Below are 15,266 nucleotides of genomic sequence, written 5' to 3' on the forward strand. Positions count from 1 at the left end.
ATCAGCAGCCTAGCGGGCCGCCTCGATGAACGCATCGAAGAGCCGGGTGTCGGTGCCGCGTTCCGGGTGCCATTGGACGCCGACGCCGAAGCGGTGCCCCTGCAGCTCGATGCCCTCGACGATCTGGTCCTCGGCCCAGGCCACGGCCAGCAGGCCCGTGCCGAGCCTGCGTACGGACTGGCGGTGGGGCGCGCTGACCTCGACGCGGTCGCCGACGGCCTTGCCGAGCTTGCTGGTGACGCTGACCTGGATGACGTGGCCGCCGTCGGGCTCGGCGTGGCGGTCGCTGTCGAGGACGTCGGACAGCCACGGGATGAGGGTGCCGCCCTGGGCGACGTTGAGCACGTGCATGCCGCGGCCGATGGCGAGGACGGGCACGTCGGCCCGGATGGCGGCCCTGGCCAGGGCCAGCTCGAAGCGGTCGCGCTGGGGCTGCGGCTCGTCGGCCCTGGGGTCCTGCTCGCCGTTGTAGGTGTCGGCGGCCAGCTCGGCGCCGCCGGCCAGGACGACGCCGCGCAGGCCGCTGACGTAGTCGTCGACCGCGCTGGGGGCGATGGGCGGCAGCACGACGGGCGCGCCGCCCGCCCGGCCGACCATCTTGGCGTAGGAGGGGGGAGACAGCACGGCCTCGCGCACCCAGTCGCCCCAGCGGGCGGCCTCGAAGTAGGCGGTGACGCCGATCAGCGGTCGGGACATGCGATCTCCCAAGGGCATGGTGGAGTTCGTACGGCCGCCCTCCGCCGAGGTGCGGGGGCGGCCCCATGCACTCCCCCATCATGGCGCACAGTCTTTCCGATATGTCACCCCTCCCGAAGATCCCCTCGTGCGGCTTGCCTCCCGTCCGACACCCCCTTCCCGGGTTGTCCGGTTAGCCGGGCGTATCCCGCCGTTAAGGGCGACGATCATCCCGCCATACGCGCATTTTTCGTTGCTTGATATGAAAATTAGTTGTTTTCACATTCGACGACCGAAATTCCAGAGATCCCGAGCGCAGAGAATCACTGAGTCATTACTGATAGTTCTCCTTCGCACCGTATTGGGGGGAAACGGTTGTGGCGGGTCATCGCGGGTGTAAGACTCGATTTCGAGCGTACGGACATGCCGGGGAGGGGTCCCGCGCTCACGACCCGGAACGTCAGGGAGGTGAACGGCGAGACCGGAATGCGTTTCCGGTCAAGGGGTGGGGTTGTTTTCATGTCGTTGAATCCGCGCCTGGTGAAGGAGAGTTTCTCCCTCGTCGAACCCGTGGCCGCCAAGGCCACGGCCTACTTCTACGGCCGCTTGTTCGCCGAGAACCCGCACTTGCGGAGCATGTTCCCGCCCGCGATGAACGTGCAGCGGGACCGGCTGTTCAGCGCGTTGACCAGGATCGTGTGGAGCCTGGACAGCCCTGACGGCATGGCGGCCTACCTCGGCCAGCTCGGCCGCGACCACCGCAAGTACGGCGTCGTCGCCGAGCACTACACGGCCGTGGGCAACGCCCTGCTGGCCACGATCCGCCGCTTCGCGGCCGACGTCTGGAACGACGAGATCGAGGCGGCCTGGGTGGCGGCGTACTCGGCGGCCGCCAATCTCATGATCGGCTCTGCCGAGTCCGACTCGGGGGTGTCCCCCGCGTGGTGGCTGGCCGAGGTCGTCGACCACGAGCTGCGCCACCGCGACATCGCGGTCATCACGTTGCGGCCGACGCAGCGGCTGCCGTACACGCCGGGCCAGTACGTCACCGTGCAGACCGCGCGCTGGCCGCGCGTGTGGCGGACGTTCTCCATCGCCAACGCGCCGCGCCAGGACAACATGATCAAGCTGCACGTGCGCTCGGTGCCCGGCGGCTGGGTCTCGACCACGCTGATCAGGCACACCCGCATCGGCGACACGCTCATGCTGGGCCCGCCCATGGGCTCGATGACGCCGCGCGAGCACAGCGTGCGCGACGTGCTGTGCGTGGCGGGCGGCACGGGACTCGCGCCGCTGAAGGCGATCGTGGAGTCCATCATCGCCTCGGGCCGCCGCCCCAACATCCACCTGCTGTACGGCGCCCGCACCTCGGGCGAGCTGTACGACCTGCCGGACCTGATCAGGATGCAGTCGTCGTTCCCGTGGCTGCGGGTGCTGCCCGTGGTCTCGGACGAGCCGGGCTACGAGGGCATGCGCGGCCACCTGCCCGAGGTGACCCAGCGCTTCCACTCCTGGTCGGAGCACGACGTGTACGTGTGCGGCCCCTCCAGCATGGTCAACGAGACCGTGCGCCGCCTCCAGGGTGACGGCGTCCCGCTGGCCCGCATCCACCGGGACGCCGTGCACGGCGAACGCTGACACCAGTGATCGAAAGGTTGACAATCGGGCGTGGAAGAGGCCATCTGGAAGGTGACCCCCCACGCGGAGGTGGAGCGTGCCCCTTCCCGCCCGGCGCCGTACGATCGGCGGGCTCGTCGCCCTCGTGGCCGCGGCGTCGCTGATCGCGCCGGCTCCCGCCACGGCGTCCGAGGCGGTCCCCCTCACCGAGATCGGCCCCGAGGCCGGCGCCACCGCGCCGCGGCCCGGCCCGCAGGGCGGCGCCGACACCTACCAGTGGGGCGAGGTGATCGTGGCGGCGCACCAGACGGGCCGGTTGTCCGACGGAGGCGCGGCCGGCATCGCGTACGCGATGTCCGGCGACGGCGGCGCCACCTGGAGCAGGGGGACGCTGCCCGGGCTCACCACGGCGGCGGGCGGCGTGCACGCGCGCACCGCCGACCCCTCGGTGGCCTATGACGCCCTGCACGGCGTGTGGCTGATCACCTCGATCGGGCTGTCCGACACCGGCGGGGTGACCGGGGCGGCCGTGCTGACCAGCCGCTCCGCCGACGGGGTGGCGTGGTCGCCGCCGGTCGTCACCGCCGTGGGCGGCGACCTGGACAAGAGCTGGGTGGTCTGCGACAACGGGGACGGCAGCCCGTACCGGGGGCAGTGCTACGCCGTGTTCGACGACCACGCCGTGGCGAACGCGATCAGGGTGGCCCGCTCGGTCGACGGCGGCCTGTCCTGGACCGTCGCGGTCACCAGAGCGAGCGGGCTGGGCGGGCAGCCGGTGGTGCGGCCCAACGGGACCGTCGTGGTGCCGTACCTGAGCAACGACGGAGAGATCCGCTCCTTCCGGTCCCGCGACGGCGGGGCGGGCTGGAGCGAGAGCACGCTGGTCTCGCGGGTGGAGCGGCACACGCCGGCGGGCGGGCTGCGGGCGTTACCGCTGCCCTCGGCCGAGACCGACGCCGCCGGCACCGTCTACGTCGCCTGGCACGACTGCCGCTTCCAGCACGGCTGCGCCGGCAACGACATCGTGCTCAGCACGTCGGCCACCGGCGAGCGGTGGGGCGACGTGCTGCGGGTGACCGACGACGGCGGCGACCACGTCATCCCCGGGCTCGGCGTGGACCGCGCGAGCAAGGGCGAGCGGGCGCGGCTCGCGGTGACGTACTACCGCTACGCCGACGCCGCCTGCGTGCCCGCCACCTGCCGCCTCACCGTCGGCCACACCTCCTCGGCCAACGGCGGGGCGAGCTGGTCGGCGCCGCTGGAGCTGCACGGGCCGATGGCGGTCGGCTGGCTGCCGGTCACCGGCCAGGGCAGGACGGTGGGCGACTACATCTCCGTCTCCGTCGTCCCGGGCGGCGACGCCTTCCCGGTCTTCGCCGTCGCCGCGCCGCCCGCCGACGGCCTGCCGGACGTCCGCACGCACACCGTCACCGGCGGCCTGCCGATCGTGCCGGGCCCCGCCCCCCTGGCCTCGATCGAGGCCGCGGTCGCCGCCGGCGAGCCGCCACCCGCGCTCCCCCTCACCGCCCGCTGACGCGGAAGGCCGCCGCCGTCTCCTCGTCGGCCGGCCAGAACGTCTCGATGGCCAGCTCGGAGAGCGTGACGTCCATCGGCGTGCCGAACGTCGCGATCGTGGTGAACAGCGACAGCACCCGGTCACCCGCGGCGATGCGCAGCGGGATGAGGAGGTCGGACGGCCCCGTCAGGTGCGCCACGTCGGCCTCGACGCCGGCCCTGTCCTTGTAGGTGTACGCGGCCAGCTCGTCGTGCAGCTCGGCCAGCCGCCCGTCGCCCGACGACTCGGCCTGGCGGCGTAGCTGGCGCAGCAGGTGGCCGCGTACCTCGGCCAGGTTGAGCAGCCGCCCGCCCATCGCGTCGGGGTGCAGCGACAGCCGCATCACGTTGACCGGCTCCTTCAGCAGCTCATCGGGCACGCCCTCCAGGAACATCCCGGCCGCCGCGTTGGCCGCCACCAGGTTCCACGCCACGTCCACCACGACCGCCGGATACGGCTCGTGCCCCGCCAGGATCGTGTCCAGCGCCTGCCGGACGGCGTGCAGCTCGGGCGCGCGCACCTCGCGTTCCGGATAGACCGGGGCGAACCCCGCGGCCACCAGCAGCCGGTTGCGGTGCCGCAGCGGCACGTCCAGCTCCTCGGCCAGCCGCGTCACCATCTCGCGGCTCGGCCTGGCCCGCCCGGTCTCCAGGAAACTGACGTGGCGGGCCGACACCCCCGCCTCGATGGCCAGGTCGAGCTGGCTCACCCGGCGCCGCTGCCGCCACGAGCGCAGCAGTGAACCGAAGGACTCCTCATGTACGGCGACCGCTTCCATGCCCCTCACCGTAGCGATCAGAGGGAAGCGTCTCGATTACCCCTCAGGTAAGCGAGACGCTTGCGAGCGGAATCGCCCAGTCCTCGGTAACTGTCGGTGGCGCGTGGCACGATGACCGCAAGCGAACATGGGAGCGAAGTCATGAGTGACGCAATGCTCGCGGTCGGCACCCGTAAGGGCCTGTTCCTGGCCCGCTCGACGCGCGGCGGCCCGTTCGAGGTCCAGCCGATCCAGTTCTCCACGGTCGCCGTGCACTCGGTGGCGATCGACACCAGGGGCGCCACGCCCCGGCTGCTGGCCGGCATCGAATACGGCCACTTCGGCCCGTCGGTGATGTACTCCGACGACCTCGGCGACACCTGGCACGAGGCCGACCACCCGCCCGTCGCCTTCCCCGAGAAGACCGGGGCGACGCTGGCCAAGGTCTGGCAGCTCGTGCCGTCGCCGTCCGAGCCCGACGTCGTCTGGGCGGGGGCCGAGCCGGCCGCGCTGTTCCGCTCGGAAGACCGCGGCGTCACCTATCGGCTGGTCGAGGGCCTGTGGGAGCATCCGCACCGCGAGCGGTGGGAGCCGGGCGGCGGCGGGCTGTGCCTGCACACGATCGTCAACCACCCCACCGACCCCGAGATCATGGCCGTCGCCGTCTCGGCGGCCGGCTTCTACCGCACCCGCGACGGCGGGCTGTCGTGGGAGGCGGCCAACAAGAACATCAGGGCCCCGTTCATGCCGGAGGGCCAGCAATATCCTGAGTTCGGGCAGTGCGTCCACAAGGTGTCGATGCACCCGTCCCGGCCCGAACGGCTCTACCTCCAGCACCACTTCGGCGTCTACCGCAGCGACGACTTCGGGGCCAACTGGCGCGACATCGGCACCTCGCTGCCGTCCGACTTCGGCTTTCCCATCGCGGTGCACCCGTCGCGGCCCGACACGGTCTACGTGCTGCCGCTCCACGCCGACATGGACCGCACGCCGGTCGGCCACCGCTACCGCGTCCACCGCAGCGACGACGGCGGCGCCGCCTGGCAGGCGTTCTCCCAGGGGCTGCCCGACGAGCCGGTCTACTCCACCGTGCTGCGCGACGCGATGACCGCCTCCGACGCCGGGGTGTTCTTCGGCACCCGTTCAGGCGAGGTCTACGGCTCGCGCGACGACGGCGAGACGTGGTCCACGGTCGCCTGCCACCTGCCCGACGTGCTCACCGTGCGTGCGGCGGTGCTCTAGATCATGGCCAGGCCGGTGACGATGGTCGTGTTCGTGCTGCCCAGCTCGCTGCGGCGGTGGGTGAGCGGGCGCCAGGAGGTCGCGGTCTTCGCCGTGGGCGACGACCGCGACTCGCCGCCCACCCTGCGCTCGGCGCTCGACATGCTGCGGCGCACCCACCCCATGCTGGAGGAGCGGCTGCGCGACGAATACGGCCGCATCCGCCGCCACATCAGCATGTTCGTGTGCGGGGAGAACTCCAGGGGGCTCGGCGGCCTCGACTGCGCCATGCCCCCGGGCGCCGAGGTCTACGTGCTGCCCGCCCTCGCCTGATCCCCCGGGGTCAGACCTTGCGCCAGCCGGGGATCCAGGCCCCGTCCTCGACGACGTAGTCGCCGAAGAGGGCGGGCGCCTCCTCGCGCATCAGCTCGCCGATGCGCTGGAACAACAGGCGGATCTCCTCCTCCGCGCCGGCCGCGGTGCGGGCCTCGATGGTGTGCCGCAGGGTGCGCACGTTCGCGGTCCACACCAGGCCGGTCGCCACGCCCTCGGGGGCGAAGCGCCGCATGAACGACGTACGGTGCTTCTTCTCGGAGAACGGCACGCCCTCCTCGTCGAGCCCGAAGTGGCCGGCCATCCACATCTGGAACCGCTCCAGCTCCTCCAGCACGGCCGTGGCCCGCCGCATCAGCTCGTCGTCCTCGCGCGCCCACTCCGGGAACCAGAACGGCAGCTCGTCGAGGCGGACGAAGCGCAGCGACTCCTGCGAGATGGCCACGCCGGGCCGGTGGCGTACCAGCTCGTGGGTCAGCACCCGGCTGACGTCGTGCAGCACGAAGCTGAAGCTCACGTGTTCCAGGACCGAGCCGTGGGCGCTGGCCAGGATGTTGCGCAGGTAGTCGTCCTGGTTCTCCCTGATCTTCGTCACGTTGGGGTTCAGGCCCGGCTCGAACGAGCGGTAGCAGAGCCGGCCGGCGAACTCCGCGAGGTTCTGCGCGTCGAGGTCGCCGCGGTCGAGCCGCTCCAGCCAGCTCTCCCCGCCCACCTCGGCGAGATAGCGGGCCAGCTCGTCGTAGTCGAGCGCCGGGCGGGCGACGATGAAGACCTCGGGTTCGGCAGTGCGCATGGGAGCCCCCGCTCGGTTTCCGCAGTGAGACGCCTGACCAGGGCTCGGCGCCCGCCGCCCCCCTCGCATGGTGCGGCGGGCGCCTGCCCAGGTCAACCCGCGTGCGCGGGCCGTCGCCCGGCGGTCACCCGGCCCGGCGTCACGAGCCGGTACGGCAGCGCGGCGCGGGCCGGTCGCGGGTCACCAGGTCGGTGTTCCCGTCAGTGCCGTCGAGCCAGACGACGGTTCTGCCCTCTCCTGAGGCGAAGTAGTCCTGATATCCCCGGTTGCACGAGTAGCGCTGCGGGGTCCCGCCGCCGAGCGGCACCTGGTGGATCTTCGGCAGGATCGCGTTCGAGACCTCGTTCCCGCTGCCGTCGGGCCACAGGCCGAGGGTGGCGACCTCGTCGTTGGCGTCGAACCAGTTCGGCCTGGGCGCCTGCGGGCCGTCCTGCACGACGACGGCCCTGCGGGTGCCGTCGGGTGCGGCCCGCATGATGCCGTAGCGGCCGTCGTCGTCCGCGTCGTACATCCAGACGAGGTGACGGCCGGTCAGGGTCGGCTTCACGGTCCACGAGCCGGCCGGCATGGGGATGACGGTCTCGGCGCCGGTCCTGAGGTCGACGACGGCGGGTGCGCTGCGCAGCGCGCCGTCCTCCGTCCAGTACCGCTCGTAGGCGAGCCTGCCGCCCTTGAGCGACGGCGAGAACCCGTGCACGGCCGCCTCGGCGGTGACCTCGACGGGCGCCGCGGAGCCGCGCTTGACCCAGACCCCGTGCTCGCCGTCGGCGCCGACGCCGTCCCACACGATCGTGTCGCCGTCGATCGCCACCGAGTCGACGAGGCTCGGGGCGTCGAAGACCAGCTCGGGCGGCGAGCTGCGGTCGAGCGGGCGGACGTGGACCTGGTAGTGCTCCTGCGCGGCGTCGAACGACGTCCACGCGGCCCGCCTGCCGTCGGTGACCGGGACGGAGTTCCACCGCTCGCCCTCCGACAGGCGCACCGGCTTGCCGCCACCGATCCGGCCGGTGAGGATCACGCTCGGCGACAGGGCGTCGGGCGAGGTGTTGGAGATGACGTAGCGGTCGCCCGCCACGTCGGGGCGCGCCAGGCGGTCGGTGATGCCGTCGATCAGCACGCGCGAGTCGGTGCGCAGCGCGCGCTCCCAGCCCGGCCTGATGCCGTGCCGGTCGAACGCGCGGGCGACGGTCAGCTTGTCGCGGGCGGACATGCCGAGCGCCCGGGCCGCCGACTCGACGGCGCGGCGGCCGTCCACGAAGTCGTCCAGCGGCGTCATGTACTCGGTGAGCGCCTTGTAGACGAGCCGGTCGGTGACGGCGCCGCCCAGCGTCTCCCTGACGTCCCAGAGGGCGCCGGAGAAGATCGTGGAGTTGTAGTGCACGCCGCCGTTGTCGTAGCCGACGGCGAAGCCGAGGTAGTCCTCGCCGGCCACGCGGCCGTCGCCGAGGTCGCGGCCGGCGCACTCCTCCGGCGGGGCGGTCTTGCACAGCGTCTCGCCGAGCAGGCTCGCGTTCGGGTCGCTCATCGGGATGCCGTACGTGTCCACCTGGATGGCGTTGCCGAAGTAGTCGGCCAGGCCCTCGTTGATCGCGCCGGACTGGCCGATGTAGACCAGGTCGGCGCTGTGCGTGATGACGCCGTGGGTCATCTCGTGGCCGACGACGTCGAGCGCGGCGGCGAAGGAGTGGTAGTCGCCGCCTCCGCCGTAGACCATCTTGGTGCCGTCCCAGAAGGCGTTGGTGTACGGCTCGCCGTCCGCCGTGACGTTGACCACCGAGTACATGGTGCCGCCCTGCCCGTCGAGCCCGTCGCGGCCGAGCCCGCGGTAGTACGCGTAGACCTGGCCCGCGCTCCAGTGGGCGTCCACGGCGCCGGTCTCGGTGTGCTCGGGGCCGAAGACGGGGGTGGCGGAGCGGACCAGCTCGGTGCCCTCCGGGATGCCGGGGGTGAAGAAGTCGAAGAAGGTGCGGCCGGCGGCGTCGTAGGTGAGGATCTCGCCGTCGGTGCCGTCCCACATCGGGCGGGTGCGGTCGCGCAGCTCGTAGGCGCCGTCGGCGCGCTCGTAGGCGTTCAGCTCCACCGTACGGCCGTGCGCGGTCTGCCCGCTGCCCGTCACCGGGCCCTCCATGCGCAGGCGGTCCACGGCGAACAGGGGGCGGCCCGAGTGGGCGTCCACGTACGCGTCGAGCAGCAGCGGCTTCTTCGCGACCGCGTCGCGGCCGGTGAGCACCACGTGCCAGGCCAGCTGGCCGGCGCCGCCCGGCACCACGACGAGCCCCGCGTCCTGGGCGGTGACGCCCTCGCGGGACCGGTGGTCGCGGATCATGGTGGTGTGGGCGATCCGCGCGGCGGTCTTCCCGGTGACGGTGGGGGTGGTGGAGACGGTCAGCTCGGTGAGGAACCGGCCCCCCGCGCCGACCACCTCGCGCCGGTCGCCGTCCTTACGGAAGTGCACCAGGTAGTGGGCGCCGAAGACGGGCACGCCTTGGTGGCGCTGGGCGAACCTGACCGTCTCGTCGGCGCCGTCCACGACCGTCCTGAGCGGGGCCAGGTCGGCGGGGTCGAGGTGGTAGCGGGGGTCGGCCAGGTGCGCCTTGGCGGCGGCCACCGGGTCGCCCGCCTGGGCGGGCTCGGACAGGCCGTGCACCTCTGCCGGGGCGCGGGTGCCCGCCCGCTGCTCCACCTCGGGCGGCGGGTCGTCGGCCGCCGCGGTGCCCGGCGCGGTGAGCGCCAGGCATAACACGGCCACGAGGGTGATGGGACGCCAGGACACGGCACCTCCAAGGGGTAGGTTTGTCTGGCGCCACCGATCATGACAGCGATATTGACAAATCGACAAGAAACGATGGAGCTGTTTGGAAAACGGGAAATTTGGATTTTTATTCGGGTATTTCACCTCCAGAGCCCGGCACCGCGCGCGAAGGAGCCCGGCGACCTGCCCCAACGGTCGGCGAGGATGAGGACAGAGCCGCACAGACGCCCGCCGGGGCCCGGCAGGGGCCGACGGGGATACGGCCGCGCAGGAATGCCTCAGGACGAGAGTCAGAGGCACTGGAAAACGCTGCCTCGCAGGGCGCCAGGCGGCGCACGGCGGCAGCCGGCGTAGACACCGTGCGGCAATACGCCTGAGAGCGCAAAGCACCGCGCAACACAGCCACACCGCGCACCGATCGGCGCGCGGCAGAAGCCGGCGAAGATGCCGCCGTGCGCAATGCGCCTGACAGCGCGAGGCGCTGCCGAACGTGGCTTCGCTGAGCGTCAGGCGGCGTGTGGCGGCAGCCGTTCAGGGGGTGGGCGGGGGTGGTGCGTGTGCGGCCGTCAGAGGCGGTAGATGCGGCGGGCGTTTCCTGAGCCGATCATGTGGGCGATTCTGGAGGCGTCGGCGGTGCTCCACTCGCCCGAGTCGATTCTGGTGGCCAGGGCTCGGGACAGGGCTCGGCGGTAGGTGAGCGCGCCCAAGTAGGCGGTCTCGGCCAGGCCGCAGGCGCCGGAGCTGAACAGCTGCTTGTGGAACGGAGCCAGCTCCAGCAGCTCGTCGATGACGCGGGGCGCGGCGGCGGTGTGCGGCGGGGCGAGGCCGACGTCCACGTACACGTGCGGGAAGGCCGCCGCCAGATACGCGGCCTGACGGTGGAACGGGTAGCTGTGCAGCAGGATCATCGGGACGCCGAGCGGCTGCAGCGCGCCCGCGAACGCGCTCAGCCTGGCCGGGTCCGCCCGATGCGGCTCGCCGAGCGGCCCGCCGAGCCCACCGCTGAACCCACCACTGAAGCCACCGCTGAAGCCACCGCTGAACCCGCCGCTGAAGCCACCGCTGGGCCCGTCCCCGGGCCCGGATTCGAGGCCGCCTCCGGGCCCGCCGGTGAGGGCGCCGCCGAGGCCGCCCTCGTAACCTCCGGCGAGGCCGCTTCCAAGGCCGCCCCCGAGGCCGCCCCCGAGGCCGCAGTGGAACTGCAGGGGGAGGCCGCGTTCCCTGGCCACGTCCACGGCGCTCCAGACCAGGTAGTGGAGCAGGACCGGGTCGGTGAGCGGGAGCTTGGGGTCGGCGAGGCGGCGGTTGGCGGCGGCGATCACGGCGCCCCGTGCGGGCCTGGACGGCTCCAGGTCGAGGCCGCACAGCGCGCCCGCGACGGTCTTGAGCCCGACCGCGCGCGCCGCCCGGGCGGTGAGCTGCTCGCCCAGGTCGTCGAGGTAGTCGACGGCGAGCTGGGCGGAGGCGGCGACGTCGCGTTCGATGTGCTCGACGCGGACCAGCTCGTCGGCGGCGGCCCCGCCGTGGCGGCCCATCTCGGTGGCGCTCAGCAGCTCGCCGTCCTGCGAGGCGGAGTCGACGAGGAACGCCACCACCCCGGCCCCGGCCAGCAGCCGCCGGTTGACCTCCCCGGCGCCCAGCTCCTCGCGGCGAGCCAGGTAGACGGCGGGCGGCGCGTGCGGCTCAAGGTCGAGCAGCGGCCCGCACCACCGCCGTACGGCGACGCCGAGCGGCGTGTCGAAGTGGGTGGTGCCGGGCGGCGCCGGGTTGCCGGCCCCGCTGATGAGCAGCTCGAAGCCGGCCCTGCCGAGGTCGTCGCGCCGCACCCCGTGGCAGTGGTGGTCGACGAGCGGGGCGAGCAGCGCGTCACGCACCGTGCCGGGCAGGTCTACGGGGAGCATGCGGAGACTCTAGGGGAGCCCCGCACGCCCCCGCCCGGGTTTTACTCATCTGCGGGCGAGCCGCAGGACGTTCGAGATGATCTTGGCGCCCGCGTTGCCCTCCTGGGTGAGGATCGACTCGGGGTGGAACTGCACGGCGAAGCGCCGCCGCGCGGTGTCCTCGATGGCCATGACGTTGCCGTCGGGCGTAAGGGCGGTCGGGGTGAAGCCGACCACGCCGGGCCGCTTGGCGTGCAGGGAGTGGTAGCGGGCCGCGGTGAACTCGTCGGGCAGCCCCTCCAGCAGCGCGCTCTCGCTCACCCTGGAGACCCGGCCGCGCTTGCCGTGCTCGGGGTAGTCGAGCAGCTCGAGGGTGCCGCCGGCCTGCTCGACCATGGCCTGCAGGCCCAGGCAGACGCCGAAGACGGGCAGGTCGCGGGCGTAGACCTCGTCGAGCAGCGCCGACATGCCGAAGTCGGTCGGCCAGCCGGGGCCGGGTGAGAGCACGACCAGGTCGGGCGCGATCTCGTCCATCATGTGGGTCGGGAAGCCGTGGCGCAGCGTGACGACGTCGGCGCCCTCCTGGCGGAAGTAGTCGGCCAGGGTGTTGACGAAGGAGTCCTCGTGGTCGACGAGCAGCACCTTCATGCCGAGGCCCGGCTGCTGCCTGGTCTCGGCGACCGGGACGACGCCGGGCTGGTTGACCGCGGCGAGCGCGCCGAGCAGGGCGCTGGCCTTGAGCTCGGTCTCGCGCTCCTCGGACTCGGGGTCGGAGTCGAACAGCAGCGTCGCCCCGGCCCTGACGGCGGCGACGCCGTTCTTGATCTGCGCGGTACGCAGGGTGAGCCCGGTGTTCATGGACCCGTCGAAGCCGATGAAGCCGATGGCGCCGCCGTACCAGCGGCGGGTGGTGGCCTCGTGGTCCTCGATGAACTGCATGGCCCACGTCTTGGGGGCGCCGGTGACGGTGACGGCCCACATGTGGGTGAGGAAGGCGTCGAGGGCGTCGAACTCGGGGCGCAGCCGGCCCTCGATGTGGTCGACGGTGTGGATGAGCCGGGAGTAGAGCTCGATCTGGCGGCGGCCGATGACCTTGACCGTGCCGGGGACGCAGATGCGCGACTTGTCGTTGCGGTCGACGTCGGTGCACATGGTCAGCTCCGACTCCTCCTTCACGCTGGACAGGAGGGTGCGGATGGCCTCGGCGTCCTCGACCGGGTTGCGGCCGCGGGCGATGGTGCCGGAGATGGGGCAGGTCTCGACGCGCTCGCCGGTGACGCGGACGTACATCTCGGGTGAGGCGCCGACGAGGTGCTCGCCCTCGCCGAGGCTGATGATGAACTCGTACGGGGCGGGGTTGCTGGTGCGCAGGCCGCGGTAGAAGGCGGACGGGTCGGTGCAGGTGGCGTGGAAGACCTGGCCGGGCACGACCTCGAACAGGTCGCCGCGCTTGAACTTCTCCTTGGCGGCGGCCACGACCTTGGCGTATTCGCCCCTCGGCGGGTTGGGCGGGACCTCGGCGGGCGTGACGGGCGGCGCGGTGTCGCCGGTGCGCTCGAGGCCGCGGGTGGTGGCGCCGTCGACGGTGAACTCGTAGCGGTGCTCGACGCTGGTCTCGCGCTGGCGGTCGATGACCACGAGCCGGTCGGGCAGGTGCAGCACGAGGTCGCGCTGGTCGTCGGGGCGGACGAGCTCCTGCCTGATGGGCTCGAACTGGAAGGCCAGGTCGTAGCCGAAGGCGCCGTAGAGGCCGAGGTGCGGGTCGTCGCCCTTGAAGGCGGCGATCACCTCGCGGATGGCGGTGAACACGGTGGGCCTGCGGCTGCGCATCTCCTCGGGCAGCAGGTCCTCGGACTCGGGGACGTGGACCTCGACCCGGTCGGCGGTGGGCTCGGTGACGGGCTTGCCGGCGGCCAGCAGGCACGTGGTGATCGCGGGCAGCACGACGCGGCCGCGCTCGTTCAGCGCGGTCGCCGAGATCGTCCGGCCCTTGGCGACGATCTCGAGGCACGGATCGACGTAACCGAACGCCCATCGGCTGTAGCGGCCCGGGTAGTCCATGCCGGAGGAGAAGGCGCCGCCGCGCCGCTCCGACAGGGCTGTCACGATCTCTTCGAGTGCGGCCTCGTCCACCTCGCGCGTCTCGCGCTCGACACCGATGCCCCCGGCAGTGGTATATCCGCTCTTCTCCACTTCCTGCCCCTTCAAATGATCGAGCCCCGGGGGCGGACACGAGAAAGGCCGCCATCCGGGGCGGCCGTCCGTTGTGGAATGCGAAACACGCGCCGCCTAGAAGCGGCGCCACCACTGGAGCTGAGCGTGATTTCGCATGTGGTCAAGGTTAACCCCCCGACCATGATCGCGCAACGCGCCCCCTACCGGTGTGGCGCACCTGGGCACACTACCCCCTCTCACTGGATGCCCCCTATTTCAATACAGAGCAGTACTGTATCGTTTCTCGGTGAAGGGAGACCCCCATGACCGAGACGATCATCATGCCCGCCGGGCGGCCCACGCCGTTCGACCCGCCGGCCGAGCTGGCCCTGCTGCGCGAGCGCGGCCCCATCGTTCCCCTCGCCTATCCCGACGGGCACCAGGGGTGGCTGGTCACCGGCCACGCCCTGGCCCGCGAGGTGCTGGCCGACCCGCGGTTCAGCGCCCGTTCCGAGCTGCGGCACCTGCCCACCGCGTCGGAGGCGCCGCAGGGGCGGCCCGCGCCGCCCGGGCTGTTCGTCGCGATGGACCCGCCGGAGCACACGCGCTACCGCCACCTGCTCACCGGCGAGTTCACCGTACGCAGGATGCGCCGGCTCACCGAGCGGATCGAGGAGGTCACGCGCACGTGCCTCGACGCGATGGAGCGGCAGGGGCCGCCGGCCGACCTGGTGGCGGCGTTCGCCGCGCCGATCCCGGCGGTGGTGATCTGCGAGCTGCTGGGCGTGCCCGAGACCGACCGGCCTGCCTTCATCGCGCAGATGACCAGGCTGAGCGGTCCCGAGCTGACGATCGAGGAGAAGTACGCCGCGTTCGCCGCCGTCCAGGGGCAGATCAAGGAGCTGGTGGCGGCCAAGCGGGCGGCGCCCTCCGACGACCTGCTGAGCGGGCTGACCCGCGGCGACCTCGACGACGACGAGCTGGCCACCATCGGGTTCATGCTGCTGGGCGCGGGCCTGGACACCACCGCGAACATGCTGGCGCTGGGCACGTTCGCGCTGCTGGAGCATCCGGGCGCGGCCGCCGCGCTGCTCGACGACGTGGACCGGGCGGTGGAGGAGCTGCTGCGCCATCTCAGCATCGTGCCGTTCCTCGTCCGCACCGCGCTGGAGGACCTCGACCTGGGCGGCGTACGGGTCGCCAAGGGCGAGTCGGTGACCGTCTCGCTGGCGGCGGCCGACCGCGACCCCGGCCGCTTCCACTCGCCCGATCTGCTCGACCTGTCCCGGCACTCCGGGAGCCACGTGGCCTTCGGGCACGGCGTGCACCAGTGCCTGGGCCAGCAGCTGGCGCGGGTGGAGATGCGGGTGGCCTTCCCCGCGCTGTTCGCCAGGCTCCCCTCGCTGCGGCTGGCCGTGCCGGCGGCGGAGGTGCCCCTGCGTACGGACATGGCGATCTACGGGGTGCACCGGCTGCCCGTCGCCTGGGACGCGCCTCAATAGACTCCTGCGGGACGACGGGACGCTGAC

11 protein-coding genes are annotated in these 15,266 nt (G+C 72.3%); 5 read left to right on the plus strand and 6 right to left on the minus strand.

Annotated features, from left to right (window positions below; all coding sequences use genetic code 11):
* Window positions 1-9: 9 nt before the first annotated feature.
* On the minus strand, window positions 10-696 hold the full coding sequence (locus tag ACFFR3_RS10845) for a gamma-glutamyl-gamma-aminobutyrate hydrolase family protein (protein WP_364375907.1): 687 nt from the start codon (window positions 694-696) through the stop codon (window positions 10-12).
* Between the two features lie 498 nt (window positions 697-1,194).
* On the opposite strand from ACFFR3_RS10845, the gene ACFFR3_RS10850 reads away from it, so the two are divergent.
* Together ACFFR3_RS10850 and ACFFR3_RS10855 are read left to right on the plus strand one after the other, a co-directional pair.
* Window positions 1,195-2,313 carry a globin domain-containing protein gene (locus tag ACFFR3_RS10850; protein ID WP_364375904.1) on the plus strand — a complete coding sequence of 373 codons (1,119 nt, stop codon included), beginning with the start codon at window positions 1,195-1,197 and terminating at the stop codon, window positions 2,311-2,313.
* Between the two features lie 76 nt (window positions 2,314-2,389).
* On the plus strand, window positions 2,390-3,826 hold the full coding sequence (locus ACFFR3_RS10855) for a sialidase family protein (protein ID WP_364375901.1): 1,437 nt from the start codon (window positions 2,390-2,392) through the stop codon (window positions 3,824-3,826).
* Here the strand turns inward: ACFFR3_RS10855 and ACFFR3_RS10860 are convergent.
* Window positions 3,813-4,625: a helix-turn-helix domain-containing protein gene (locus ACFFR3_RS10860; RefSeq protein ID WP_345403514.1), complete on the minus strand. Its 813-nt coding sequence runs from the start codon at window positions 4,623-4,625 to the stop codon at window positions 3,813-3,815. The two genes, ACFFR3_RS10855 and ACFFR3_RS10860, sit on opposite strands and share 14 nt — an antisense overlap.
* Before the next feature lie 141 nt (window positions 4,626-4,766).
* On the opposite strand from ACFFR3_RS10860, the gene ACFFR3_RS10865 reads away from it, so the two are divergent.
* Together ACFFR3_RS10865 and ACFFR3_RS10870 are read left to right on the plus strand one after the other, a co-directional pair.
* Window positions 4,767-5,846, plus strand: a complete 1,080-nt coding sequence (locus ACFFR3_RS10865) for a WD40/YVTN/BNR-like repeat-containing protein (RefSeq protein ID WP_345403511.1) — start codon at window positions 4,767-4,769, stop codon at window positions 5,844-5,846.
* Between the two features lie 3 nt (window positions 5,847-5,849).
* Window positions 5,850-6,158, plus strand: coding sequence for a ubiquitin family protein (locus ACFFR3_RS10870; RefSeq protein ID WP_345403508.1), 309 nt, complete (start codon window positions 5,850-5,852; stop codon window positions 6,156-6,158).
* Window positions 6,159-6,168: 10 nt separating this feature from the next.
* Here ACFFR3_RS10870 and thyX read toward each other — a convergent pair whose 3' ends face one another.
* From thyX to ACFFR3_RS10890, 4 genes are all read right to left on the minus strand, one after another.
* Window positions 6,169-6,951: an FAD-dependent thymidylate synthase gene (gene thyX, locus ACFFR3_RS10875; RefSeq protein WP_364375895.1), complete on the minus strand. Its 783-nt coding sequence runs from the start codon at window positions 6,949-6,951 to the stop codon at window positions 6,169-6,171.
* A 139-nt stretch (window positions 6,952-7,090) separates the two neighbouring features.
* Window positions 7,091-9,724, minus strand: a complete 2,634-nt coding sequence (locus tag ACFFR3_RS10880; protein ID WP_379483035.1) for a M4 family metallopeptidase — start codon at window positions 9,722-9,724, stop codon at window positions 7,091-7,093.
* A 545-nt stretch (window positions 9,725-10,269) separates the two neighbouring features.
* Window positions 10,270-11,604, minus strand: coding sequence for an amidohydrolase family protein (locus ACFFR3_RS10885; RefSeq protein WP_379483036.1), 1,335 nt, complete (start codon window positions 11,602-11,604; stop codon window positions 10,270-10,272).
* 45 nt (window positions 11,605-11,649) lie between these two features.
* Entirely contained in the window at window positions 11,650-13,776 is a 2,127-nt protein-coding gene (locus tag ACFFR3_RS10890) for an anthranilate synthase component I (RefSeq protein WP_364375886.1), read from the minus strand.
* A 284-nt stretch (window positions 13,777-14,060) separates the two neighbouring features.
* On the opposite strand from ACFFR3_RS10890, the gene ACFFR3_RS10895 reads away from it, so the two are divergent.
* A complete protein-coding gene (locus ACFFR3_RS10895) occupies window positions 14,061-15,239 on the plus strand; it encodes a cytochrome P450 (protein WP_345403493.1) in 1,179 nt (392 codons plus the stop codon).
* The last annotated feature ends 27 nt before the right edge of the window (window positions 15,240-15,266 follow it).

Source organism: Nonomuraea salmonea (genome assembly GCF_042428605.1).
Taxonomy (GTDB): Bacteria; Actinomycetota; Actinomycetes; order Streptosporangiales; family Streptosporangiaceae; genus Nonomuraea; species Nonomuraea salmonea.